General features: G+C 62.5%; 28 protein-coding genes and 4 tRNA genes. 13 read left to right on the forward strand and 19 right to left on the reverse strand.

From position 1 onward, the window contains the following. Positions 1 to 57: 57 nt before the first annotated feature. Positions 58 to 354 carry an ATP-dependent Clp protease adapter ClpS gene (clpS, locus tag MTAI_RS07715; RefSeq protein ID WP_013013714.1) on the reverse strand — a complete coding sequence of 99 codons (297 nt, stop codon included), beginning with the start codon at positions 352 to 354 and terminating at the stop codon, positions 58 to 60. 6 nt (positions 355 to 360) lie between these two features. Beyond that, positions 361 to 837 (reverse strand): RDD family protein, encoded by a 477-nt coding sequence (locus tag MTAI_RS07720; protein ID WP_027888280.1) that lies wholly within the window; start codon positions 835 to 837, stop codon positions 361 to 363. 36 nt (positions 838 to 873) lie between these two features. Between MTAI_RS07720 and MTAI_RS07725 the strand changes: the two genes are divergently transcribed. From MTAI_RS07725 to MTAI_RS07765, 9 genes are all read left to right on the forward strand, one after another. Then, on the forward strand, positions 874 to 2895 hold the full coding sequence (locus MTAI_RS07725) for a thioredoxin domain-containing protein (protein WP_027888279.1): 2022 nt from the start codon (positions 874 to 876) through the stop codon (positions 2893 to 2895). A gap of 147 nt (positions 2896 to 3042) precedes the next feature. Then, on the forward strand, positions 3043 to 4170 hold the full coding sequence (locus tag MTAI_RS07730) for a helix-turn-helix domain-containing protein (RefSeq protein WP_036197164.1): 1128 nt from the start codon (positions 3043 to 3045) through the stop codon (positions 4168 to 4170). Next, positions 4157 to 4798, forward strand: a complete 642-nt coding sequence (locus tag MTAI_RS07735; protein ID WP_027888277.1) for a hypothetical protein — start codon at positions 4157 to 4159, stop codon at positions 4796 to 4798. The genes MTAI_RS07730 and MTAI_RS07735 overlap by 14 nt, the downstream gene beginning before the upstream one ends. Before the next feature lie 118 nt (positions 4799 to 4916). After that, positions 4917 to 5681 carry a TIGR00282 family metallophosphoesterase gene (locus MTAI_RS07740; RefSeq protein WP_027888276.1) on the forward strand — a complete coding sequence of 255 codons (765 nt, stop codon included), beginning with the start codon at positions 4917 to 4919 and terminating at the stop codon, positions 5679 to 5681. A gap of 277 nt (positions 5682 to 5958) precedes the next feature. Beyond that, positions 5959 to 6642 (forward strand): FadR/GntR family transcriptional regulator, encoded by a 684-nt coding sequence (locus MTAI_RS07745; RefSeq protein WP_027888275.1) that lies wholly within the window; start codon positions 5959 to 5961, stop codon positions 6640 to 6642. Further along, the gene (locus tag MTAI_RS07750; protein ID WP_027888274.1) at positions 6639 to 8126 is read left to right on the forward strand and encodes an ABC transporter substrate-binding protein; all 1488 of its coding nucleotides are present in this window, start codon (positions 6639 to 6641) and stop codon (positions 8124 to 8126) included. Before MTAI_RS07745 ends, MTAI_RS07750 begins: the two co-directional genes overlap by 4 nt. A gap of 12 nt (positions 8127 to 8138) precedes the next feature. Further along, positions 8139 to 9083 (forward strand): ABC transporter permease, encoded by a 945-nt coding sequence (locus tag MTAI_RS07755; protein ID WP_027888273.1) that lies wholly within the window; start codon positions 8139 to 8141, stop codon positions 9081 to 9083. Position 9084: 1 nt separating this feature from the next. Beyond that, positions 9085 to 9918 carry a nickel transporter permease gene (gene nikC / locus MTAI_RS07760; protein WP_043982268.1) on the forward strand — a complete coding sequence of 278 codons (834 nt, stop codon included), beginning with the start codon at positions 9085 to 9087 and terminating at the stop codon, positions 9916 to 9918. Between the two features lie 46 nt (positions 9919 to 9964). Continuing rightward, the gene (locus MTAI_RS07765) at positions 9965 to 11554 is read left to right on the forward strand and encodes a gamma-glutamyltransferase family protein (protein WP_027888271.1); all 1590 of its coding nucleotides are present in this window, start codon (positions 9965 to 9967) and stop codon (positions 11552 to 11554) included. A gap of 32 nt (positions 11555 to 11586) precedes the next feature. Here MTAI_RS07765 and MTAI_RS07770 read toward each other — a convergent pair whose 3' ends face one another. Beyond that, positions 11587 to 12582 (reverse strand): MBL fold metallo-hydrolase, encoded by a 996-nt coding sequence (locus tag MTAI_RS07770; RefSeq protein ID WP_027888270.1) that lies wholly within the window; start codon positions 12580 to 12582, stop codon positions 11587 to 11589. Between the two features lie 185 nt (positions 12583 to 12767). On the opposite strand from MTAI_RS07770, the gene MTAI_RS07775 reads away from it, so the two are divergent. Then, on the forward strand, positions 12768 to 14405 hold the full coding sequence (locus tag MTAI_RS07775) for a CTP synthase (protein WP_027888269.1): 1638 nt from the start codon (positions 12768 to 12770) through the stop codon (positions 14403 to 14405). Here MTAI_RS07775 and MTAI_RS07780 read toward each other — a convergent pair. The 3 genes from MTAI_RS07780 to MTAI_RS07790 all read right to left on the reverse strand — a co-directional run bounded on the left by MTAI_RS07780 (position 14402) and on the right by MTAI_RS07790 (position 17516). Next, the gene (locus MTAI_RS07780; protein WP_027888268.1) at positions 14402 to 15469 is read right to left on the reverse strand and encodes an ATP-binding protein; all 1068 of its coding nucleotides are present in this window, start codon (positions 15467 to 15469) and stop codon (positions 14402 to 14404) included. The genes MTAI_RS07775 and MTAI_RS07780 overlap by 4 nt on opposite strands. Before the next feature lie 343 nt (positions 15470 to 15812). Continuing rightward, entirely contained in the window at positions 15813 to 17156 is a 1344-nt protein-coding gene (locus tag MTAI_RS07785) for an HD-GYP domain-containing protein (protein WP_223299577.1), read from the reverse strand. A gap of 284 nt (positions 17157 to 17440) precedes the next feature. Further along, positions 17441 to 17516, reverse strand: a tRNA-Lys gene (locus MTAI_RS07790). Positions 17517 to 17656: 140 nt separating this feature from the next. Here MTAI_RS07790 and MTAI_RS07795 point away from each other — a divergent pair. The 3 genes from MTAI_RS07795 (at position 17657) to MTAI_RS07805 (ending at position 17985) form a co-directional block, all read left to right on the forward strand. After that, positions 17657 to 17733 (forward strand) — tRNA-Pro (locus MTAI_RS07795). Positions 17734 to 17755: 22 nt separating this feature from the next. Further along, positions 17756 to 17831 (forward strand) — tRNA-Gly (locus MTAI_RS07800). A gap of 78 nt (positions 17832 to 17909) precedes the next feature. After that, a tRNA-Arg gene (locus MTAI_RS07805) sits at positions 17910 to 17985 on the forward strand. A gap of 65 nt (positions 17986 to 18050) precedes the next feature. On the opposite strand, the gene MTAI_RS07810 is transcribed toward MTAI_RS07805, so the two are convergent. The 13 genes from MTAI_RS07810 to MTAI_RS07865 all read right to left on the reverse strand — a co-directional run bounded on the left by MTAI_RS07810 (position 18051) and on the right by MTAI_RS07865 (position 24177). Continuing rightward, entirely contained in the window at positions 18051 to 18560 is a 510-nt protein-coding gene (locus tag MTAI_RS07810) for a transglycosylase SLT domain-containing protein (RefSeq protein WP_187388519.1), read from the reverse strand. Positions 18561 to 18868: 308 nt separating this feature from the next. Further along, positions 18869 to 19339: a hypothetical protein gene (locus tag MTAI_RS07815; protein WP_036198912.1), complete on the reverse strand. Its 471-nt coding sequence runs from the start codon at positions 19337 to 19339 to the stop codon at positions 18869 to 18871. Next, positions 19318 to 19512, reverse strand: coding sequence for a hypothetical protein (locus tag MTAI_RS07820; protein WP_036198088.1), 195 nt, complete (start codon positions 19510 to 19512; stop codon positions 19318 to 19320). The genes MTAI_RS07815 and MTAI_RS07820 overlap by 22 nt, the downstream gene beginning before the upstream one ends. Beyond that, on the reverse strand, positions 19493 to 19624 hold the full coding sequence (locus MTAI_RS15605; RefSeq protein ID WP_268766456.1) for a hypothetical protein: 132 nt from the start codon (positions 19622 to 19624) through the stop codon (positions 19493 to 19495). The genes MTAI_RS07820 and MTAI_RS15605 overlap by 20 nt, the downstream gene beginning before the upstream one ends. Then, on the reverse strand, positions 19621 to 20043 hold the full coding sequence (locus MTAI_RS07825; protein ID WP_187388520.1) for a hypothetical protein: 423 nt from the start codon (positions 20041 to 20043) through the stop codon (positions 19621 to 19623). Before MTAI_RS07825 ends, MTAI_RS15605 begins: the two co-directional genes overlap by 4 nt. 512 nt (positions 20044 to 20555) lie before the next feature. Beyond that, entirely contained in the window at positions 20556 to 20834 is a 279-nt protein-coding gene (locus MTAI_RS07830) for a hypothetical protein (protein WP_013012381.1), read from the reverse strand. Continuing rightward, complete coding sequence (locus MTAI_RS07835) at positions 20824 to 21015, reverse strand: hypothetical protein (RefSeq protein ID WP_013012382.1); 192 nt, start codon at positions 21013 to 21015, stop codon at positions 20824 to 20826. Before MTAI_RS07835 ends, MTAI_RS07830 begins: the two co-directional genes overlap by 11 nt. Continuing rightward, complete coding sequence (locus MTAI_RS07840; RefSeq protein WP_187388521.1) at positions 21015 to 21665, reverse strand: coiled-coil domain-containing protein; 651 nt, start codon at positions 21663 to 21665, stop codon at positions 21015 to 21017. Before MTAI_RS07840 ends, MTAI_RS07835 begins: the two co-directional genes overlap by 1 nt. Next, a complete protein-coding gene (locus tag MTAI_RS07845) occupies positions 21652 to 21993 on the reverse strand; it encodes a hypothetical protein (RefSeq protein ID WP_013012384.1) in 342 nt (113 codons plus the stop codon). The genes MTAI_RS07840 and MTAI_RS07845 overlap by 14 nt, the downstream gene beginning before the upstream one ends. 1 nt (position 21994) lies before the next feature. Further along, positions 21995 to 22333, reverse strand: a complete 339-nt coding sequence (locus MTAI_RS07850) for a hypothetical protein (RefSeq protein WP_027888421.1) — start codon at positions 22331 to 22333, stop codon at positions 21995 to 21997. A gap of 14 nt (positions 22334 to 22347) precedes the next feature. Further along, on the reverse strand, positions 22348 to 23223 hold the full coding sequence (locus MTAI_RS07855) for a hypothetical protein (RefSeq protein ID WP_013012386.1): 876 nt from the start codon (positions 23221 to 23223) through the stop codon (positions 22348 to 22350). A 12-nt stretch (positions 23224 to 23235) separates the two neighbouring features. Continuing rightward, on the reverse strand, positions 23236 to 23745 hold the full coding sequence (locus MTAI_RS07860; RefSeq protein ID WP_187388522.1) for a hypothetical protein: 510 nt from the start codon (positions 23743 to 23745) through the stop codon (positions 23236 to 23238). Positions 23746 to 23760: 15 nt separating this feature from the next. Then, positions 23761 to 24177, reverse strand: coding sequence for a hypothetical protein (locus MTAI_RS07865; RefSeq protein ID WP_013012388.1), 417 nt, complete (start codon positions 24175 to 24177; stop codon positions 23761 to 23763). Positions 24178 to 24315 lie beyond the last annotated feature (138 nt).

Below are 24315 nucleotides of genomic sequence, written 5' to 3' on the forward strand. Positions count from 1 at the left end.
CGCTTTTTTGTACGTTTGGCACGTTGGATATTGCAATTCCGGCATCAAAAACCGGCCCTACTCGGGTTCCATGGTGCACTGCAACGGATGGCCCTCGGCGCTGGCCGCCGCCATCACCTGGTTGACCTTGGTCTCGGCAATTTCAAAGGGATACACCCCGGCCACCCCCACCCCCGCGTGGTGCACCTGCAGCATGATGCGGGTGGCCTCGAGTTTGCTTTTCTTGAAATAGCGCATCAGCACCTCCACCACAAAGTCCATGGGGGTGTAGTCGTCGTTGAGCAGCAACACCTTGTAGCGCGGCGGGGTGCGGGTGGCGGTCTGACTGCGGGTCTTGGTGGCGGTGTCGCTCACAGCTTTTTAGTCTAGCAAACCACCACCCTGCCGTGCTCGGAGCGTCACCACAAAAGTTTCTGCCATCATGTCGTGCAGGGCCTGGTGGTCTCGATCCCACAACACCAGCAGCAGGCCAAGGTTCAGCACCATGGCATTCAACCAGCGCCCCAGGCTTTCCCGTATGAAAGCCTGCCACAGGCTGGGGGGCCGCCCAACCTGGTTCACCACCCGCAGCCCCATCAGCTCCTTGCCCAGGGTCTGGCCCCTGCGGGCCAGCGGCAGGACTGCGTAAGTAAACCAGGCCAGCGGGGAGAACAGACCAAATAGAATCAGGCCCTCGGTTGAAAAGTGGTGGCCTGGATGGGTGGGTGGAAACAACGCGGTCACCGCCCGCACAATGCCAAACTGCAAGCCAGCCAGCACACCCAGATCCACCAGGCCGGCCAGCAGGCGGCGCGTCAGGTAACGCACGGTCGCGCGGGTGGGCTTGCGTCTCACCACACTTTTACTCTAACGCCCTGTGGCTAGGCTGGAGGTGTGCCAAACCGACTTGCCAAGGAAAGCAGCCCCTATCTTTTGCAGCATGCCCACAACCCGGTGGACTGGTACCCCTGGGGCGAGGAGGCCTTCGCCAAAGCCAGGGCCGAAAACAAGCCCATTTTTTTATCCGTGGGGTATGCCACCTGCCACTGGTGCCACGTGATGGAGCGCGAGAGCTTCGAAGACCCCGAGGTGGCCCAGTTTCTAAATACCCACTTCGTGCCCATCAAGGTAGACCGCGAGGAGCGGCCCGACGTGGATCAGGTCTACATGTCGGCCCTGCAGGCCATGACCGGGTCGGGCGGCTGGCCCATGAACATGTTCCTGATGCCCGACCTGCGGCCCTTTTTTGGTGGAACCTACTGGCCGCCGGAAGACCGGCAGGGCTTCCCAAGCTTCCGGCGGGTGCTGGCCGGCGTACACAACGCCTGGCTGCACCAGCAAAAAGAGGTGCTGGAGAACGCTGAGCAGCTCACCACCTACCTGCAGGATCAGCTCAAGCCGCGGGGGGGTGCCCTGCCGGATGATCTGCATCACACCGCCCTGGCCGGGCTTTCCAGGGTCTTCGACCTGGCCCATGGCGGCTTTGGCGGGGCCCCCAAGTTTCCCCAATCGCCCGCCCTGGGCTACCTGCTTACGCAGGCCTGGCTGGGCCACGAGGCCACCTGGAAGCACCTAGAGCTCACCCTGGATCGGATGGCCGAGGGCGGCCTCTACGACCAGGTGGGCGGCGGTTTTCATCGCTACACGGTGGATCACATCTGGCGGGTACCGCACTTTGAGAAGATGCTCTACGACAACGCCCAGCTGGCCCGGCTCTACGCCGCCGCCAGCCTGATGGCGCCGGGTTCGGAGCAGGCCCGTAGGTACCGGCGGATTGCTACGGAGACGCTGGACTACGTGCTGCGCGAGCTAACCGGGCCAGAAGGCGGCTTCTGGTCGGCCCAGGACGCCGACTCGGAAGGGGTGGAAGGGAAGTTTTATGTCTGGCGGGCCGAAGAATTCCGCCAGGTTCTGGGTGCGGAGGCCGAGGCGGCCATGCTCTTGTTTGGGGTCTCGGAGGCCGGCAACTGGGAGCACACCAACGTGCTCGAGCGGCGCATCCCCGATGCGGCCTTGATGCAACACCTGGGCCTGGGGCCCGAGGCCTTCGAACACTGGGTACAAAGCGTGCGCCAGCGCCTCTATAGAGCGCGGCAGCAACGCACCCCACCCCTCACCGACGACAAGGTGCTGGCCGACTGGAACGGCCTGATGCTGCGCACCCTAGCCGATGTGGGGCGCTGGCTGGAAGAGCCCCGCTACCTCGAGGCCGCCCGCAAGAACGCCTCGTTTGTGCTGCAGGAGATGTACCGCGACGGTCTGCTGCGGCATAGCTGGCGCCAGGGTCTGCTCAAGTCCCAGGCCTACCTGAGCGACCAGGCCCACTACGGGCTGGGCCTGCTGGCGCTCTTCGAGGCCACCGGGGAGGTGGGGTGGCTCGAGGCTGCCCGGCAACTGGCCGAGGCCATCCTGGCCCACTTCCAAGAGCCCACAGGAACCTTCCGCGACTCGCTGGACGAGACCCTGCCGGTGGTGGCCCGCGACCCCTACGACGGGCCGTACCCCTCGGGCAGCGCCGCCGCCGCCGAGCTTTTGTTCCGCCTGGCCGCCCTGTACGAGCGCCCCGAATGGCACCAAGCAGCCCTATCCGTAGTGGAGTTTTACGCCCAGCACCTGCTGCACAACCCCTTCGGCTTTCCGGCTCTGCTGCAGGCCCACTTGGTGGGCACCCGCGGCAGCGAACTGGCGGCGGTGGCCCCGGCCGAGATCATTCATCCGATTCGCAGGGCCTTCTTACCGCTCACCACCCTGGCCTATGGCCCCCCCGGCGCGCTGCCGGTTCTGAAAGACCGCCGGCCAGGGCTGGCCTATCTGTGCCAGCAAGGAGCCTGCCGCCTGCCGGTGGAGGACTGGGAGGGGTTTAGGGGGGAGCTCGAGGCCATCTACCCCGGCAGATGGTCAGACCGCACAGGCTAGCCTGGTCACAGCCGGTGTGCGGGCTTGGATGCAAGTTTTGGTATTACAACCCAGTCATAACGAAACGTAAAGAAACAGGATATTAGTATATAGCATAATAACAATGTGTTATTATTGACTGTAGCTAGGGAGGAAACAATGGGAGCGATGGAACCGACGGCCCTGGGTAACCGGATGCGCAAGGCACGCGAACAGGCAGGCTTCAGCCAGGAGGCAGCCGCCGCCCGCCTCGGCCTCAGGGGCCCCACCCTGTCCCAGTACGAGACGGGCAAGCGGGGGGTTGACGCCCTCACCCTCGAGCGCCTCGCCAGGCTCTACGGTGTACCGCTCAGTTTCTTCTTCGAAGAGCAGGAAACCAGCGCGTGGGAACAAGCCCTGCGCGAGAAGGGGGCCCAGCTGAGCGATGAGGGGAAGGCCGGGATCGGTAGGCTGGTGCAGCTCGTCAAGGCCTTCGAGGATCTCTACGAGAGAACCCAGAGAGTCCCCAAAACAGCGCACAGCCCCTTTGCACCCCTGGAAGATCCGGCCCCCAAGGAGGCGGTGGCCGCGGAGCTGGCCGGAAGGACGCGGGCTTACTACGGGCTGGGCAACGCCCCAATCAGGGACATGAAGGCTTTCCTCGAGCAACATGGATACTATGTCTTCACTGTTCCGTTTGGCCGGTCAGAAAACGATCTATCCGGGCTGATCTTCTGGCACCCCCGGCTGGGTGCCATCATCGCCCTGAACGAGCAGCAAGCCCCGGTGCGTCGCCCCTTCACCATGGCCCACGAGTTTGCACACGGGCTGTACCACTACAACCGCCAGGCCATCCTGTGCCGGGATGGGCTGAGCGATCCTGCCGAAAAGTTCGCCGACAGCTTCGCAAGCCACTTTCTTATCCCGACCCCGGCCCTGGAGCGCATGGGTATCGACAGCGTGAGCGACGCGGACGAGATCGCCGGGCTTGTCCGCTACTTCGGAGTTAGCCCAAAGGCCCTGCAGCGGAGGCTCGAGGCGGAGCGCAGGATCAAGGGAAAGATCGAATGGAAGGGCATCCTATGGCGGGCCCGGGCCCTCGGCTACCCAGTCGCCGACTACGAGCTGGGTAAGGCACCGCTGCCCCTTCAGGAGCGCTACCCCTCCGCTTATGTGGAGCTGGTGAAGGAAGCGCTCGAGCAGGGAACGATCTCCCGGCGCCGTGCGGCGAGCCTCCTGGGCATGAGCGAGCTCGAGTTCGAGGAGCTGATGGAGCCATCCCCGGAGGAAGAAGCCGAGCGCTATGCCATCACGTAGGCCCGTACTGGACACCAACGCCCTGCGGCACTTCTCCTTTGCCCACCCCCAGGGCCTGGACATCCTGCTCAGCGGCATTGGTAGCAATAAAGCCTACTTCCCGGCAGAGGTCTACAACCAGGACGAAGGCCTGCTGCCGCTGGACTCCAACGACGAGGAGTTGAGCGAGCTAGCGCGGGGGCTCCGCTGGGCACAGCGTTCCGCGAGCCGGCTTACTCCGGGACAGGCCAAACGCTGCTGGGACTGGCTCAACAACAGCCGCCAGATCCGGCACCACCTGGAGCGGGGAAGCCTGGTCATCGATCCTCTGACCCTAGGGGAGCTGCACAAAAGGGTACGACTCGAGGAAGAGTTCGGCATTGAGCGTGGGGAGGCCGCCTGCCTGGTGCTGGCCCAGCGATACGGGAGCGTGGCGGTCTTCACCAGCACCGATAAGGCCGCGCTCCGGGCTGCCCAGCGGCTTGGGGTTAAGGTGCTGTCGGGTATGGACATCTTGTCCGGGTGGATCAAGTCCGCCCAGCCGAGTAGGGCAGGGTTCGATGGGCTCATCGCGGGGCTCAGGGAGGCTAAGTACGGGCTGAGGGAGGAAGACCTCGTGTACCTTCGCAGCCTGATTCAGCGAATCTGACCCTGTCCGCTGGGTCCCACCTGCTTTCCAGGGCTGACTCTCTTCCTGAATGCTAACAACAGCCAAGGCGGCGGTCTTTTGCACCCCGAGGCCCTGCCAATCACGATAAGCTGGGGGTATGCGCGTCTTGTTTGTTGGCGATGTCTACGGCGATCCGGGTTTACGAGCTGTGGCGATGCACCTGCCCGACCTGCGGCCCCACTACGATCTGGTCATCGTCAATGGGGAAAACGCCCACCATGGCAAGGGTCTGTCCCGGCCCGCCTACCGTAAGCTGCGCGAGGCCGGCGCCGACCTGATCACCCTGGGCAACCACGCCTGGGATCATAAGGACATCTACGAGCTCATCGAGACCGAGCCCATCATCCGGGCCCTCAACTACCCCCCCGGCACCCCCGGAAAAGGGCACTGGGTGCTCGAGGCCAAGGGGGAAAAACTCCTGGTGATGCAGGTGATGGGGCAGGTCAACATGGGCCTGAACCTCTACGATCCTTTCCGTACCGCCGAGGCTGTGCTGGCCGAGGTCGAGCACGATTACGCGCTGCTCGAGGTGCATGCCGAGGCCACCAGCGAGAAGTACGCTTTGGGCCACTACCTAGGCGGCAAGATTTCAGCTTTGCTGGGCACCCACACCCACGTCCAGACCGCCGATGCCGGCTTTCTGGCCAACGGCACGGCCATCCAGGCCGACGTGGGCATGACCGGCCCCATCCACTCCATCATTGGAGGGGAGATCGCGAGCTTTTTGGGTCGCTTCATCACCCAGCGGCCCACGCCCTTCAAGGCTGCCTCGGGCCGGGCCATGTTCTGCGCAACCGAGCTGGTGCTGGAGGGGGGCCGGTGCGTGGCAATCCGACCCATGCGCTGGGATGAGCCGGTGTAGTTCCAAACCCTCTGCAATTTCATGCATTTTCTTTCGGGCGCATAAGGCCAGCCAGGTTATTTAGAACGGTTCTGTCCAAGGCATCTGGGGCAAGTTCTTCGGCCAGAAAGGTCTTTTTTTTGTCGATAGTCTAAATATAGGTGCCCCGTAGCATCCCATTGGGCAGGCTTTTAAGAGGAAATGCAGCCCGGATTACAAACACTTTGGCTTACTGGCTTAGTGTATTTGCATGCAGTTACTGGTTCAGTGGTCTGACCAATAAGGGGGCTGGCTTCCAATGGTGCGCCCGACCCGAGTTTCCGAGAAGCTTGCCAAAGACCTCGAGCAATTGCTCCAGGACGGTGTCTGGCGGCCTGGCGATCAACTGCCAGGCGAGCGTGACCTGGCCAGCCGCTTTGGTGTGAGCCGTTCATCGGTACGGGAGGCCTTGCGCATTCTCGAGCTTCACGGCTGGGTGGAAATCCGGCAGGGGGACGGGACGCGGGTGGCCTCTCCTTCGGAAAGCTTTGGTCGCCGCTTGCGCTCGAGGCTGCACCAAGAAGACTTCATCGTCGAGCTCTTTGAAGTACGCCGCATCCTGGAGCCAGCGGTCGCCGCCCTGGCCGCCGAGCGCAGCCACCCACAGGGGATTGCCCGGCTCGAGGAATTGCTCGCTCAGCAGCAGGCAGCCAAAGGGGATCTGTACCGATTTGTCGAGCTCGATATGTTTTTTCACAAAACCCTGGCCGATATGAGCCGCAACGCGGTACTGAGCGAGATCGTAGGCCTACTTGAAGTCGAGTTGCGACAAATCCGCTTGGTATCGACTGCTAAACGCTACCGACCACAAGTTACCCTTTCTGAACACCTGCGCATCCTCGAGGCCATTCGGGCTTCCGACCCCGAAGCGGCCCGTCAGGCTATGTTGGCCCATCTGAGCACGGTTGAAAGCTCGGCCAAAATCAAGGAGGTAGACCGATGAAAAAGTGGTTGGCAGCAGTTGTTCTCTGGAGCCTGGGCGGTTTGGGGCTGGCACAAACCGTCACGGTGGGGTTGGATGCCGATCCCCCCAACCTCGACCCCCTGCTTTCTTCCGCGCTGGTGGATCGGCAGGTACAGAACCAGATTTACGACAAGCTGGTCGATCTTGACGAAAACCTGCGCATTGTGCCCATGCTGGCAACTAGCTGGCGCGTAGAGGAAGACGGCAAGGTCTATGTCTTCAACCTGCGGCAGGGCGTCAAGTTCCACGACGGCACCGACTTCAATGCCGAGGCGGTCAAGTTCAACCTGGATCGCTACCGCAGCGCTCCCGGTTCCCGCCGCTCGGGCGAGCTCTCGCTCATCACCAACGTGCAGGTTGTCAACCCCTATACCGTGCGGGTGACCCTGCGGGAGCCCTTCGCACCCTTTCTGGCCATCCTGTCCGACCGCTCGGGGATGATGGTCAGCCCCACGGCTGTCCAGAGGCTAGGGGCCGATTTTGGCAACAACCCCGTGGGCACCGGGCCCTTCAAGTTCGTGGAGCGGCGCCGGCAGGATCGCATCGTGCTGGCACGCAACGAAAACTACTGGCAGCGTGGCCTTCCCCGCATCGAGCAACTCATTTACCGCCCGTTCCCCGACGACGATGTGCGGGTCGCCAACCTGCTCTCGGGAGCGGTTAGCATCATTACCCCGGTAGCCGCCAAAGACCTCGCAACCATTCGTAGTAATCCCAACCTCACGGTCAACAACTTCCCTGGCATCGGCTACCAGGGCATCTGGCTTAACCACACCAAGGGGCCCTTTACCAACAAAGCCCTGCGCCAGGCCTTCGCAGCCACCATTGACCGCGATGTGGTAGACCGGGTGGTGTTTTTGGGCACGGCCCTCCCTTCCAATGGGCCCTTCCCACCCGGCACCCTGGCGCACGACAAAGCCATCCCCGTTCCCAAGCGCGACCTGGCCCTGGCCCGGCAGAAGCTGGCCGAAGGTGGCCGTCCACAAGGCTTCAGCTTTACCCTGACCATTGCACCCGGCCCGGTGCTGGCCCAGCTGGCCCAGGTATACCAGGCCATGGCTGCCGAAGCAGGTATCCAAGTACGCATCGAGCAGGTGGAGTTTGGTACCTTGCTGGATAGAGCCGCTAAGCTGGAGCTCGAGGCAGTGGCAGTGGGCTGGAGTGGGCGGCCCGACCCCGACGGCAACATCTACGACTTTGTTCGCTGTAAAGCGCCCAACAACTACTCCGGTTACTGCAACCCGCGGGTGGACAACCTGCTCAACCGGGCCCGCACTGTGCGGCTGCCGGAGGCCCGCCGCGACCTGTACAGCCAGATCACCAAAATCATCCAAGAAGACCTGCCCTACATCTACGTCTACCACCCCCAGACCACCATCGGCGTGAGCCGTCGCCTGAGCGGGCTTCCGGTCATTCCCGATGGCATCCTGCGCTTCCGCAGCGTAAGCCTGGGCGGCCAATAGGAGCTAAAAGCGGTGTTCCTCTTCGTCCTGCGACGCTTGATGGGTGGATTGCCCACCCTGTTGCTGGTCACGGTGCTGGTTTTTACGCTAACCCGGGTGCTACCGGGCGACCCGGCCCGGCTGCTGCTGGGCGAAGAGGCCACCCCTGAGCTGGTCGCGCAGATCCGAGAGGAACTGGGGCTTAACCGGCCCATCCTGGTGCAGTATGCTGACTGGTTGTGGGGCCTGGTGAGGGGTGATCTGGGGCACTCCATTCGTGGCAACGAGCCGGTGGCCCCGATTATCTGGCAAAAACTACCCACCACCTTAGAGCTCAGCCTGTTCTCGCTTTTGGTGGCCATAGTGATCGGCATTCCAGCGGGGGTGCTGGCGGCTTTGCGACGAAACACCGCCATTGATGCAGGCGTGACCGTGATGGCCCTTTCGGGGGTCTCAATCCCCAACTTTTTTCTGGGCATCCTGCTCATTTATGTCTTCAGCATCCGCCTGGCCTGGATACCACCTTCCGGCTATGTTGAGCCCTGGGTAGACCTGCAGAAAAACCTACTCCTGATGCTGATGCCCGCCATTACCCTGGGTACCGCGCTGGCCGGCGCAATCGCTCGCTTCACCCGCAACAGCATGCTCGAGGTGCTTTCACAAGACTATGTCCGCACCGCTCGAGCCAAGGGCCTGGAAGGCCGGGTGGTGGTGTACAAGCACGCCTTGCGCAACGCCGCTATTCCGGTTGTGACGGTAATCGGGTTGCAGCTAGGCGGTTTGTTGGGGGGCGCGGTGGTCACCGAGCAGGTTTTCTCCATCCCCGGCTTTGGGCGGCTGCTAGTGGACTCGGTCTTCAACCGCGACTTCCCAGTTTTGCAGGCGGTGGTGCTGATCTCGGCCCTGGCAGTGTTTCTGATTAACGTGCTCACCGACCTGCTCTACGCGGCCATTGACCCGCGCATCCGCTACCACTGAGATGAGCAACCGTACGCTACGTGCCTTTTTTGCCAATCGCCTGGCCATGGCCGGGATGGTCATCCTGTTGCTACTGGTGCTGGGGGCCATCTTTGCACCCATCCTGGTGCCTTATAACCCCACCTCGACCGATTTCAGCGCCCTGCAACAACCCCCCTCGAGCAAGCACTGGTTTGGCACCGACCAGCTGGGGCGGGACATCTTCTCGAGGGTGATCTATGGGGCTCGAGTCTCGCTGGCCGCAGGCTTAATCTCGGTACTGCTGGCCCTGCTGCTGGGGGGCCTGATTGGGCTGGTGGCTGGCTTTTATGGCGGATGGATCGACGATGTGCTGATGCGTCTGACCGACGCCATGCTGGCCTTTCCTTTCCTGGTGCTGGCCATCGCCCTGGCCGCCGTTCTGGGCCCGAGCCTGCAAAACACCATGCTGGCGATTGGGGTGGTAACAACCCCGGTGTTTGCCCGCCTGATTCGCGGACAGGTGCTGGCCGAACGGCCCCGCGAGTATGTGCAGGCCGCCGTCGCCCTGGGCAGCAGCGATGGCCGCATCATCACCCGGCACCTGCTACCCAACATACTCGGGCCATTAATCGTTCAGGTAAGCCTGAGCACGGCCACAGCAGTTCTGGCCGAGGCCACCCTGTCCTTTCTGGGGTTGGGGGTGCAGCCACCCACGCCCTCGTGGGGCTCGATGCTCAACGACGCTCGAGGCTACCTCAGCCAGGCACCCCATATGGCCCTGTTCCCAGGTCTAGCTATCTTTTTGGCGGTGCTGGCCTTTAATCTGATTGGGGATGGCCTGCGCGATGCCCTGGATCCGCGCATGAAAAAGTAGGACGGGGGCAACAAAATTACGCCCAATATCAGAAAGGTCTCGTGCTATGAACCTCAACCACTACCCCTATCCCTCCCGCCGCCACGTGGTGACCGGCCAGCGGGGCGCGGTGGCCACCAGCCAGCCCCAGGCCGCCTTAGCCGGCATGGAGATGTTACTGGCCGGGGGCAACGCGGTGGACGCGGCCCTGGCCATGGCCATCGCCCTGACCGTGCTCGAGCCCACCTCCAACGGCATCGGCTCCGATGCCTTTGCCCTGGTACACGACGGGCAAAAACTGCACGGCCTGAGCGCCTGCGGCCCGAGCCCGGCCGGTCTGGACTTTGCGACCTTTGCCGCAGGCGAAGCGGTGCCCACCCGCGGCTGGCGCCCGGTCACGGTGCCGGGGGCGCCCGATGCCTGGCGCGAGCTGCACCAAAAGTTCGGCAAGCTGCCCTTTGAGCGGCTTTTCGAGCCGGCCATCCGCTACGCCGAGGAGGGCTTTGCCATAAGCCCCGAGACCGGGCGCAACTGGCGGCGCATCGAGGCGGTGTATGGCCCCCTGCAGGACGCCTGTTTTCAACCCTTCAAAGCGCTCTTCATGCCCGGCGGCAGGGCCCCCCGGCCCGGCGAGATCTGGCACAGCCCGCAGCACGCCGAGACCCTGCGGGAGCTGGCCCGCACCGGTTGCGAGAGCTTTTACCGCGGAAGACTGGCCGAGCGGATCGCCGAGTTTGCCGCGGCCACCGGGGGTTACCTGACCCGCGCCGACCTGGCCGCCTACCGCTCGGAGTGGGTGGAGCCCCTCTCGGTGCGGTACCGGGGCCTCGAGGTGCACGAGATACCCCCCCCAGGGCAGGGCCTTGCGGCGCTGATGGCGCTGAAGATCCTCGAGGGCTTCGATATAAGCCGCTACCCGCGCGACTCGGTGGAGAGCTTCCACCTGCAGCTCGAGGCCATGAAGCTGGCCTTTGCCGACGTGCAAAAGTACGTGGGTGACCCCCGCTCCATGACCGTCTCGGCCGCCGACCTGCTCAACCCGGACTACCTGGCCCAGCGCCGGAGCCTGATCGGGGAGCAGGCCCTGCCGGTGCAGGCCGGGGCGCCCCAGGGGGGCACCGTCTACCTGTGCGCCGCCGACGGCGAGCTACAGGTCTCCTTTATCCAGTCCAACTACATGGGCTTTGGGGCCGGTATCGTGGTGGACGGCACCGGGATCTCGCTGCAGAACCGGGGGGCCGGTTTTGTGCTGGATGAAGGGCATGTCAACCGGTACGCGCCGGGCAAGAAACCCTTCCACACCATCATCCCCGGCTTCCTCACCCGCGAGGGCAGGCCCCTGGGGCCCTTTGGGGTGATGGGCGGGCATATGCAGCCCCAGGGGCATCTGCAGGTGGTGGTGAACCTGGAAGACTACCACATGAACCCCCAGGCCGCCCTGGACGCCCCCCGCTGGCAGTGGACGCGGGGGCTTCGGGTGGAGCTCGAGCCCACCGTGCCTTTGCACGTGGTGCAGGGCCTCAAGGAGCGGGGCCACGAGGTGGTGCTGCAAAGCGAGTGGGCCTCGTTTGGCCGGGGTCAGATGATTTTGAAGCCCGCCGAAGCCTTCCTGGCCGCCACCGAGCCCCGCACCGATGGTATGGCCCTGGCCTGGTGAGCCCCGAGCAAGGGCCAGCGAAGCAGAAGCCCCTAAGTGCGGCTATAGTGAACGACCCCGTCAAGCTCGAGGCGCTTTACCTGCCCCTCGGCCACCAGGTACTCCAGGTGCGCCAGCGTCTCCGACCAGGCGAAGCGCCGCTGGGCCAGGTTGAGGTCGCCCGGAAACAGCCCCAGCGATAGCTGCCAGCAGGTCTGGGGCGTGCTGTCCATAAGGCCGAGCAGGAAACCCAGCCGCTCCCGGTGGTGGGCCTCGAGTTCGGCTACGCGCCCGGCGATCTCCTGGATGGGGCGGTAGTGCCCCGGCAGGGCCAGCGAGGCCCCCAGGGCGGCGGTTTTTGCCAGCGACTCGAAGTAGTGCTGCAAAGGGTTGGGGTACGAGTAGGCCCAGAGGCCGATGTTGGGCGAGATGCGCTCCAGGATCTGGTCGCCGGCCAGCAGCACACCATCCGACTCGCGCAGCAGCATGGCGTGGCCGTCGGCGTGGCCGGGCGTCCAGACCGCGCGGAACCGCATGCCTGCGAACGAAAGGATCTGTCCATCAGCAAAGGTTTGAAGGTTCCGGGCCGGATGCACCCGGCTGCGGGTTTTGGCCATCTCCCTGCCCAGGTCGCTCAGGTAGGCCTCGCTCACCCCGTGCCGCTGGAATAACTCCTGCCCAATGCGGGTCATCTCCTCGGGCTCGCTCCAGAAGATGTGCCCTCGAGCCTTTTCCACGTCCAGCATCCAGACCGTAGGCCCCTGGGCCTCGATCAGCCCGGCCAGGCCGTAGTGGTCGGGGTGGTGGTGGGTGACGACGAGGTGCTCGAGGTCGCCAAACCCCAGGCCGTGCTCGCGCAAGGCGGCCTCGAGGCTACTCCTGGCCTCTGGGGTGTCGAGCGCGCAGTCTACCAGCACCGGGCCGTCGGTGGTGTCTGGGCCGGGTAACAGCAGATAGCAGTTCACATACTTGAAGGGGTACGGGATGGGAACCGGGATGGCAAATATGCCCGGTGCAACCTCGGAGGACAGGCTTGCGGCGCGCGCCATGAATAGATTGTACCAAGTCAAACTTTTTTGGCCACACGAAGAGTAAATGGCTCTGGACACAACGGGGGCCCGGCGTGGTACGATCAAGTCCCGTGATAGTTTGGCTGCTCTACCGCAGGGGTTGAGCGTTAATGAGCCAAGTTTTCGTAGCGCTGCATCTGGTAGCGCAGCACGGGGGTTTGTTTATGAAATACATTTTTGTGACCGGCGGTGTGGTGAGCAGTCTGGGCAAGGGCATCCTTACCTCGAGCCTGGGGGCCATCCTGCGGGGGCGGGGCTACCGGGTGACCGCTATCAAAATTGACCCATACGTCAACGTGGATGCCGGCACCATGCGCCCCTACGAGCACGGGGAGGTCTTCGTCACCGGCGATGGGGCCGAGACCGACCTGGACATCGGCCACTACGAGCGCTTTCTGGACATCGACCTCTCGCGGGCCAACAACCTCACCACCGGCCAGGTGTATCTGTCGGTGATCCAGAAGGAGCGGCGCGGGGAGTACCTCTCCCAGACTGTGCAGGTCATTCCCCACATCACCGACGAGATCAAAGAGCGCATCCGCCGCACCGCCCAGGAGCAAAACGCCGATATTGTGGTGGTGGAGGTGGGGGGTACGGTGGGCGATATCGAGAGCCTGCCCTTCCTGGAGGCCATCCGCCAGTTTCAGTTCGACGAAGACGACCAGGATCTGATGTACCTGCATCTGACGCTGGTGCCCTACCTCGCTGCCTCCGAGGAGTTCAAAACCAAACCCACCCAGCACTCGGTCTCCACCCTGCGCGGGGTGGGCATCCAGCCCGATGTGCTGGTGCTGCGCTCGGAAAAGATGGTGCCGGAGGATGTGCGCAAAAAGGTGGCCCTGTTCACCAACGTGCACGCCGGCGAAGTCTTCAGCAGCCCCACCGTGCAGCACCTCTACGAGATGCCTCTGGTGCTGGAGGAGCAGGGTTTGGGGCGGGTGGTGGAGAAAAAGCTCGGCCTCGAGCCCATCCAGCCCAATCTGAGCTTCTGGCAGAACGCCGTGCGTAAGCTCAAGCAGCCCGCAGCCGAGGTGACGGTGGCCTTCGTGGGCAAGTACGTGAAGATGCCCGATGCCTACCTGAGCATCCTGGAAGGTTTCCGCCACGCCGGCATCGCCCACGACGCACGGGTCAACGTCAAGTGGGTCAACGCCGAGGAAATTAGCGACCTGGGCAAGGCCGCCGAGTTGCTGGGCGATGTGGACGGTGTGCTGGTGGGGCCGGGCTTCGGCATCCGGGGGGTGGAGGGCAAGATCCTGGCGGCCCGCTACGCCCGCGAGAATCGGGTGCCCTATTTTGGCATCTGCCTGGGGCTGCAGATCGCGGTGATCGAGTACGCCCGGAACGTGCTGGGCCTCGAGGGGGCCAACAGCACCGAGTTCGACCCCTACACCCCCCACCCGGTGATCGACCTGATGCCCGAGCAGCTCGAGGTTGAGGGGATGGGCGGCACCATGCGGCTGGGCAACTGGCCCATGCGCATTCACCCCGAAACCCTGCTCTACAAGCTCTACGGCAAGGAGCTGGTCTACGAGCGCCACCGTCACCGCTACGAGGTCAACCCCGCCTACGTGCAGCGGCTCATTGAGGGCGGCCTGACGGTCTCGGCGGTTACGCCCGGTGTGCAGGGACGTGGTGAGGGACTGGTGGAGGCGATTGAGCTGGCCGATCACCCCTTCTTTATTGGCCTGCAGGCCCACCCCGAGCTCAAAAGCCGCCCCATGCGGGTCTCGCCGCCCTTCTTTGGCTTCATCGGGGCCGCCCTTGCACGCAGGCAGCAGGCCCTCTTCCAGTCCATCTAGCCCCACTGGTTTACAAAGTGCCGGGCGGTGCGCCCGGAAAAACCCCGGCCCCCCAGGGCAAACTGCAAGGCTGCCGTGCGGGTGTCGGGGTCCAGCTCCCTTCCGAGCAGGTGGGCCACGGCCTCCAGATAAAGCCCTTGATCGAAGGGCGGAAAGGTGATCACCAGCCCAAAGCGGTCGGCCAGGGCCAGCTTGTCCTGCAGGGTGTCCCAGGCCGCGGGGTCGTTCGCACCCGGCTCGGGGCGCTCGTCCCAGTGCTGGGAGACCAGGTTGCGCCGGTTGGAGGTGGCCACCACCAGCACGTTGGCGGGCCGTTCGTAGACCGCGCCCTCGAGCAGCACCTTGAGCCGGTGGAACCGCTCATCCCCCTCGGCAAAGGCCAGGTCGTCCATGAACAGCACAAAGCGAAACGGCAGCGGGGCCAGCTCCTCCATCAGGGCGGGAAGCCGATCCAATCCCTCGGATAAAACCTCCACCAGCCGCAGGCCTTGCGCGGCGTAGTGGGTGTGCAGGGCTTTTACCGAGGTGGATTTGCCGGAGCCTCGAGCCCCGTACAGCAGCATCGGCACCGCCGGTTTGCCGGCCAAAAAGCGTTCGATGTTGGAGCGCAGCATACCAATCTGGCGGTTATACCCCACCAGATCATCGAAGCAAGCCGGATCGGGTTTCTCAACAGGCTCCATCTGCCCATCGAAGATAAAGGCGGTGTGATAGGCATAGATTCCATAGCCATACGCCTGGTAGAGGGCCTGCACAGAAGCAGCAGAGCCCCTCAGCAGGGCCTCCAGGGCCAGGGCTTCGGCCGGACTGGGCTCGAGGTATCCAAAATCGGAAAAAGGGTGCTCTTTTCTAAGGTGATCCAGCTCCCTGCGCAGCCGCGCCAGCTCCAGGTCGATCCAGTCGGCCAGACCAGGGCTTAGAGGCTCCCTCAACAGGCGGCGGGCCAGGGCCTCGTCGGCGAGTATGCGTTTGCTCAAAACCCAGGCCCAGGGCTCACCTTTGGGTACTCGGGCGTAAAAAATTTCGGCCAGTGGGGTGGGTTGTAAGGGAGGGAAAAGCTGCATTGCAGGCTATTTTATACGCATTCCGGCAGTACTGTTCGCCTTTGGAAGCCTTAGCGATATGCCGAGTTTTCTACAAAGATTCAAGTGGAAACGGTGTTATACCAGATTCGGTTAGTTCGGTGCCGGAAGGCGGCGAACTAACCCGACCGAAGTTATCCGCGTAGCGGAGGGCGATACCGCCCCTTGGAAGGGATACGCTTTCTTCGCCGAGCGTAGCGAGGGGTGTGCTCTAGGATTCAAAAAGATAGCCTCTGAATGTTTTTTGTTTGAAGATTATCTTTTTGAATCCGGTATTAGAGCGCAACCGGCACACCAGGCCATGCCGGGCTCACCAGGTTGGCGGCTAAGCCTTAAAACCAGCTTTGCTGGGGTTGGCAACCTCCATGGCCTCCTTGCCGGAGGGCGAGGTGATGCGCTTGATAAAGATGTCAACCAGCTTGGGATCGAGCTTTTTCCCCTTGAGCCGGTTAAGCTCCTCGATAATTTCCGCAGGTTTCCAGGCCCGCTTGTAGGGGCGGGGGCTATACAGCGCATCGAAGGTATCCACCACCGCAAAGATACGGGCCAGGATGGGGATATCCTGCCCTTTCAGGCCGTCGGGGTAACCGCTACCATCCCAGTTTTCGTGATGGTGACGCACCACCTCCAGGGTTTCCTGGGGCAGAAAGGGCACCCGCGAGAGCATCTCCCAACCCCTCACCACGTGGCTTTTCATAATCTCCCATTCTTCATCGTTGAGCTTATCGGGCTTGCGCAGAATGTTGTCGGGGATGGAGAGTTTGCCGATATCGTGCAGGTAGGCCCCCCAGCGTAGAAACTTGCGCATAGAAGCATCGAGGCCCACATCCTGCGCGAGTTGATCGGACCAGGCCACCACCCGCTTGGTATGACCCTGGGTCTCATGGTCGCGGAATTCCAGCGCCAGGCCCAAAGCGCGCAGTGTACCATCGTAGGCGTCTTCGAGCTGCTTGAGGGCCTCCATCTGCCCAAGCTGAGCCCCCATCACCCGAATGAGCGAGTTGGCAATGGCTTTTTCTTCTGGCTGAAAGGGTTTATTTCCCTCTCGGGCCAGAATGACCACGCCCAAAGGGCGCTTCTGCCGAGCCGAAACCGGCACCGCGGCCGTGGACCAACCTACACTTTCTGGGATGCCCTCGAGGTAGTTACCCACCGTAAAGCTGTCGGTGAGGGAGGCGTGGGTGCTCAGTTTTTGCTGGGGCAGGTGACGCCCACGGTAGCGCTCGAGGGCCCCACGCGCGCTCACCACCACCGGCTTGCCCTCACGGAAGCGCACGAAGGCCAGGTGCGGGGCAACGCCCAGGTTGTGCAGATAAGTCATGGCATTTTCGGTAAGCTCGAGGGGATCGCTGGCCATGCTGATGCTCAGGCTCGCCTCTTCCAGGAGGTGCATGGAGCGCAAAGAATCCTCGAGCCCCTTCTGCTTGAGTCTGTCGCGCTCACGCAACCACGCCACAAAGCCCAGCGCAATCAGTCCAGGAAGCACGGTTACCAGGAGGCTGTCAATGCTAAGGTTGGGCGTTGGGTATAGGTGTTGCAGCAGCGTATATACCAGTACCAACGGCACCACCCAGCGCAAACTGCCAGAGCCACTGCTCCAGACCCAGGGCATCAAAAGCAAAAAGCTAAAGGCCTGGTAGGTATCTGGGAGATATAGAAACGAAACCACACCCCAGCCAAGCAGAGCCAGCAAACTAAAAACTAGCTGTTTGCGCGATTTGCTCGAGTTGTAAAGCCTCATGGTACGCACGCTGGGTTCAATCTACCATCAGACATGAAAATTACTGGGTTATTTGCCATCGCGCTTCCCTTGGGGAAGGTCTATCACGAACGGCCAGGGTGGGCAGCGGAGGTGAAAACAATTTTCTAACCCCGAGCCCAGGCTTGGATCCACAAACCGCAAAAGGACTAACCCGAGGGATGCTTACCCTCGGGTTTTTCTCGTCCTGGACTTGGTGGGCCGTGCAGGACTCGAACCTGCAACCCACTGATTAAGAGTCAGTTGCTCTACCAATTGAGCTAACAGCCCAAGCAACAAATAAATATAGTGGGGCCAACCCCTTTTGTCAATGGTTTGTAATTTGAGCTGGTCGGCGCGATGTTTGACCGTTTCTTGCTGGTCATGTTATCTTTGTTGTTGCGTTCTGGCAGGTGAGCCAAACGCACAATCGGGGAGTAGCGCAGTCTGGTAGCGCATCTGCTTTGGGAGCAGAGGGTCGCTGGTTCGAATCCAGTCTCCCCGACCATGCGCCCCAGGACGCACCTCGCGCGGGAGTAGCTCAGTTGGTAGAGCGTCAGCCTTCCAAGCTGAATGTCGCGGGTTCGAATCCCGTCTCCCGCTCCAAATAACCGCCCTCGAGGCGGTTTTCTACTTTAGCCCTTTGTCTGCTAAACTAACGCTGGCCCAGTGTGGGCTTTTCGCGCGCCCGTAGCTCAGTGGATAGAGCAGCCGCCTTCTAAGCGGTAGGTCGGGGGTTCGAATCCTCCCGGGCGCGCCACGTCCAGAACGCTAAAACCCCAGCTTGCTAAAGGCTGGGGTTATCGTTTGACACCTTATTGACACCTAAACCCTCAACTCCGAATACTCCCCCGCCCTACCCAGAACGGCCTGCACATATGCTGCATTCCGCTGCCCCGCCAGGAAGGCCCCCGGCCCCACGTTGTAGGCGTGCAGCACGTCACACCAGGATGCACCGGGCAGACGGGTGTTTTTCAGCCAGCGCAAGTAGAGAATGCCCGCAGACACCGCGTACTGAATCCGCACCGGCGTGGGCATGTTTAGCAGGAGCGTTGGATCAAGCCGAACGGTTTTGAACGCGCACGGCTTGACCTGCATGGGGCCAATCTCCGTACCCGAAGCGCAGTTGGCCCCGTTGTTACTTATTCGCAGGGCCTCCGCTACCCGGTCTACATGCGGGTTGAAGGTGCTCTCGCGCCAGGCTACCGCCACCACCAGATCGGGGGGAACCTCCAGCCCCTCGGCCTGGGCCAGGGCCCCGGCCACCACCGCCGCCAGCGAGCGGCCCCCGCACTCACTGCACGAGGTATTTTTCAGGCGCGGGTTAGCTTCCACGACACGGGCATAGATGCGATCTATGAGATCCCAGCGGCTCTTATCCAGGGGCGGAGGGCCTGGGGGCGGGTAGGGGCAGGTAGGGGATGGCGGCGCACCAACGGTTCCCCCACCACGAGGAGCCGAAGCCGCCCGTCCCCCGGCCAGGGCCAGAAGGGCCGCGCCGCCTAAAACGGCCCAGGCTATGTAATGATGATTTCGCTTCGACACTCTATTCTTACCCTTTTGACATGTCCCGTAAATCGCACACTGCGGCTAATGCGTTTGCGTCCACGGTTGAGAGTTACACACACTTTCATTAGTTCCTTTCATTGAAAGAGCACCTGGATCTTGCTATAGCCCCCTTCAAGATCCACCTCAAACTCCACTTTTTCTACAAGGAAAGAGATCTCCAGAGCTGCTGATGGCGGTAGAATATATGGCCCCACTTTGGAGGAACCATAAGAGAACCAGATTTGAACGTTACTGTATCCCATGTTAACTAAGTGGCCTCTTGTGGCGGGCTTTCCTAATACACCCGCTACGTCTAGGTGGGAGCGGTTGTAACCAAAGACTTCGCCAGTAGGAATGCCATATACGTCAATCTGGGAGATCAGGGGCAGCCGGGCCGGGTCGTGCCCGGCCACGTCCCGCCGGGGCCGCCCGTACTCGTACTCCAGGGTGCGCTGGATGGCCGCCAGCCTGTCCTCCAGGCAGGTCAGCTTTTCTTCCAGGGCCTTCACTGCGCTTTGGGCCTGAGTGATGATTTCTTCCGGCTTCATGCCCAAGAGGTTGAACATTTAGGGCCTCCTTCTTGCGGGGGCTGGGTGGGCAGGTTGCCTACGCTTTGCCGAATCAGCAGGGCCAGGATGAGCAGGGCCAGGGCGTAGACCGTGAGGAGCCCCAGGCCCACCCCCACCCCCTGCTTGTAGGCCTGCCAGAGGTTCGTTCCGCTATTGGTTGCCGCTGCCATCTCGTCCAAGGAGGGCCCCCAGAATCGCCAGAATCAAAATGATCCCTAACCAGACCAGCGCTGCGCCTACCACAAAGCCAGCGCCTACCTGCACGCCATCTTGAAAGTTCACTTTGCACCTCCTGCTTTCTGCTCCATCCCGGTAGCCCGAATGCGCGATAGCGCGGCCTCTACCTGCCGCTGGGCGATATCGCGGCCCAGGCCTGGGGCCATCTGCTGCAAGGCAGAAATGGCCTCCTCCAGCTTGGTCTGGGCCCGTTCTTCAAAGGAAAGGTTACTTTTGCGATACCGTTCCTCAACGCTGAGCACCACCTGCTCGGCCAGTTTGGGAACGCGCTCCGACAGCCAGCGCTCGTAGTTCCCGGCGATGATGCGCACGATCCCCGCCAGGATGGGCCCCACTATGGGAATCTTGCCCAGGATGGCGATCAACGCGCCAGCCGCCAGCGCTATCACTCCCACAGCCAGGGCGGCCTGGAGCAGCCAGACGATCCATAGGTTTCCAGATGGTATAAAGTCAGTCCAGTTCACCCTATCCCCCTAGATGCGATCCCAAATCGGGGTTTGTTCTGTTTGGTTCCAAGCAAGGTCGCTATCGTAGGCAATGGCTATTCTGCCCGCCGTAGCCGGCCCCCCGTGGTTGGCGCAGGCCGCCTGTGCGCTGCAGCCGGACTGGGTAGAACCATCCGCACAGGGCCAGGCTGCCATGCAGGTGATGAAGCCTGTATCACTAATCGGGGTTTGTTTTGTTTGGTTCCAAGCAAGATCGCTTTTTCTTTCAACGATGGCTATTCTGCCCGCCGTAGCCGGCCCCCCGTGGTTGGCGCAGGCTGCCTGTGCGCTGCAGCCGGATTGGGTAGAACCATCCGCACAGGGCCAGGCTGCCATGCAGGTGATATAGCCTGTATCACCAGCAGGGGTTGGGGGCGAAGTAGTTTGAGGCGGTTGTTGAGCTTGAGGTGGTGGTTGCGTCCCAGCCTGGGAAGCGACATATAGCCCCACACCGGCCACGCCCAGACCGCCCACCAGCCACCAGACCCAGTTCATATCTCATACCCTCCAAGCGGCGTCGAAGGGCGGCAGAGGCTTGGGAAGATCGCGCAGGGGTTGCTGAACGAGCCGTAGCCAAAGCCCGGTGCACCCCCGCCGGGGTTCTGATAGTCGGGGTTCCATCCGTCGTTCCAGCCGGAGCCGGGCTGCTCTTGCTGCTGGTTGTCTGGTTCGGCCGGGTCGGTCTGCGCCTGGGGCTGGCCCAGGGCCTTCCAGCCGAAGTACACCAGCACACCTCCCACCGCAAGCAAAACAAGGGTTTTAGCGTCCATTTCGCACCTCTTCTTTTTTCCTGGCCCTGGCCTGGGCCGATAGTTCAACCTGGATCGCCAGGTGTTTTTCTATCTGCCTCATGGCCGCTTTTATCTCCTGCAGATCGCTGAAGACCAGCTTCAGAAAAGCCAGAAAGGCCACCACCCCCAGGCCCTTGTCCACGGCGTCCAGGAATTCCATCAGCAAAACACCCCCTGGGCTTCCAGATCAGCAATCCGGCGGCGCAGGTTGTTGATCTGCTGCCGCGCTTCTTCCGCCTGGCGCTGGGCCTCCTGGTACTGGTTGCGCAGATTCTGCACCTGGTTATAGGCGGCCCCGATCTGGCTGTTGATGCGGTCAATGTCCGCCCAGGTATCGTCCCAGGAGCTGCCTTCTTTTTTGGGGTGTTTGCGCTGCTCGAGGCCACCCCCGGCCTGCAGGAAGGTCATGCAGGCGTTGTAGGCGTCCTGGTTGGTCTGGGTGCCGCTTACTGTCCACCATTCGTTGATACCGCATATTGGAAAGCCGTTGCAGTGGTACTGGAAGGTGGGATCCTGGGCGTAACTGCGGCAGTTGCCCTGGGCCAGGCTTTCCAGGTCGCGCATCTTTTTTTCGGCATCGGCCCGCAGGTCTTCGTACTCTTTCAATTTGGAGCGGTATCCGGTGAGCACCTGGCACAAACTGGTGCGCTCCTGCCCTGACTGACCCGAAACGCCGGGGTGGGTGGGCACCTGGGGCGGGATGCCGGGCACCGTCTCCTCCGCTTTGGGCCGGCTCCTGGCGTAGGTGTACAGCCCAAAGGCGGCCAGGCCTCCGGCGCCCACAACAGCGAATACCTCAATCGGCTTCACGCCCCAACCTCCACAGAATCACGCCGAGCAGGCCCGCGCCGGTAACCAATAACAGCGCGGCCTGGCCTGAACGAGCGGCCTGGTAGTTGTAGTAGATGCGGGTGCGCTGGGTGTCCTCCTGCCAGTAGCCCAGGTCACGCTGGGCTGCGGCTTTGGCTTCCTCCGCCCGGCGCAGCTCGGCCCACTGGGCAATGGCCCCGTCCACCAGGTTCCGCGAGGTCTGAACCTGGGCTCGAGCGGCCTCTTCAATAGCCCTGGCTTTGCGATCTTCGCCAAGAAACCCAAAGAGACCCCCCAGCGCACTTCCGAGAAACCCAAGCAACTCCATCTCAATCCCGCAGCATCAAGACCAACACCAGTACCAGCGCGGCGGCCCCCACCACCCAGACCCAGGCTGGCACCGCGGGCTGGGGTTGCACCGCGATGCCGGCAGCCCTGGCTTTCTCGGCCTCGGCCAGGGCCCTGGCCTTTTCGGCTTCGGCCTGTGCTTTCAGCAGGTCGTACCGGGCCTTTTCCTGGTCGGTGTAGATGTAGGGGTCTAACAGGGAACTCACATCTCTCAGGCCGCCAAGGATCTGCTTCCACAGCGGCGGCTCTGCCGGGCCGCTGGTTGCCAGGTTGTTGTCGTTGAAGGTGATCTGGTAGGCGTTGCCGGTGCTGAAGCTCATACGCTACGCCCTCCTTACAGCCCCGCCCGGTTCTCCAGCTCGGCCAGGCGGTTGATCTGGCCCTTATCCAGCACCTGCACCCGGCGGGCCAGGGCCGCGATGTGGACGTAGTGGCCCGCCCGGTCGTTCCAGACCATGGGCACCTGGGTGGTGCGTACCTCGAGCACCAGCCGGGTGCCCGGCACCAGCTCCACCTGCTGCGGCCAGGCCAGCATGGTTTCCAGGTTGTTCTGGTCAACCGAGTGCATGGTGCCGAAGGACTGGTTGAACACCGTCGCTACACTATCGTCAATCCCGCCCGCGTCCCGGGCCACCCGGAAGCGGAACTGGCCGTCGGCATGGGTGTAGTAAATCTCGATGTTGCTGGTGGTGGGCACCCCCGCCGGCTCGGTGAATGTTACCTGGCCGCCGGCGTAGTTCACGCTGGTAATAACGAGTTTTTGCCACACCCCACCCACCTGGGCCCATACCGCCACGTCGGGGTGGTAGGCAGAGGGCAGGGTGGGGGCCCCCTGGGCGCTCTGGATCAGGTAGGGCAGGTTGACGGTGCGGGCCTGGGGTGCGCCCAGGTTCTGCCCGGCCACGGTCTGCTGCCCCTTCAGGTAGACGCGCAAGCGTTTCTCCCCCGCCATAACGCGGAAGTGGGCGGTCTCGGGGGTGCGCATCTGGGCCAGCGGAAACCACTCGTTGGCCCGGTAGGGGAAGCCAGTACTTTCGATGTCCTCCCCGTCAATCCAGGCGAAGGCCCAGTCGCTCATCTGCACCGCTGCGGGTGCCGGGCGAACTGGTGCAGCCGCCTGCTGGGAGTTCGAGGTTTCCAGGCGGGGCAAATCACGAAAGGTGTCCAGGCCACGCCGAAGCAGGTTGCCAAGGTTATCCAGGATAGCCATTGTTCCTCCTGCCTAGATAGTGGAGTTGTCCACGCCCACCGGCAGTTCGATCCGGGTACGGGCGTCGGCCAGGGCAGGCGTCGCGCTGGATTCCACGTAAACTTCCAGAATGTCCCCCTCCCGGAAGGCAAAGCCCTGGGGGGTTACCCCGCCCTTGGCCGGGCTCAGGGTGGCGAGGATGTTCTGGTAGTACTTCGCATCGCGCTGTTGCGCCTCGCTCAGGTCGTAGTACCCGGCGTACTGGATTTTGCCCAGGAACTCCGGCGCATCGAAGCCACGGGTCTTGCGGGCCAGGAAAACGTCGGTGTCGTGGGGGAGCTGGTTGCCATCCGTATCGTAGAGCTTCAGCACCACGGGCAGGGGGTTGGCGATAACCCACGAAGCCCCCTGGGGCACCACGAACTCCGCCACCTTCACCCGCTGCCTGCCGGTGTAGTCGCGGTAATCCGGGCCGCCCTTGATCAGGGTGATGGGGCGGGCGTTGGGCCGAATGGTTTTGATGCGGTTAAAAGCCTCCTGCATGTTTCCTCCTAATCACTAGTCAATGGCCAGCAGGGTCATGACCAAATTTGCAAACGACCCTGCCGCGACTCCCAGACCGATGTAGTCCACCATGGGGTCATCGGTCAGCTTGTTGTTGATGAGCAGGGTTCCGAGTAGAACGCCGCCCAGGTTCAGCAGCAGCCGATTGGTGTAGGCGTTGGGCACTTCCGTGGTGGTGGGCTTTCCGTCGCTGCCCACCTTGTAGTAGCGCACCTTGCCGTCCGGGCCCTTAGCGGCCCAGCCAAACAGGTCACGCCGACTGGTGTAGATGGTTTTGCGGGCCATATAGGCCCCCAACACGCCCAGGGAGGTGGCGACCACAATTGGGTTCTGCACCACCTCCAGGGGGTTGGAGGTGCTGGCTAGCTTTTGCATGTCCCGGCCCGCTTGAATCGCCGCCTGTTCCGCCATTACTCCTCCTTACCGATACCAGCGTGGGCAGCCGCTGGCCTGAAAAGCAAGCGCAAGGGGAAGGTGCAAAGCGGCAGGTCAAAGCGGCCCTAAAGTACACCCCGGCAGGCTGCTTTGACCTGCCGGGGTGTACTTGTT

Origin of the sequence: Meiothermus taiwanensis WR-220 (assembly GCF_003568585.1) — a bacterium.
Taxonomy (GTDB): domain Bacteria; phylum Deinococcota; class Deinococci; order Deinococcales; family Thermaceae; genus Meiothermus; species Meiothermus taiwanensis.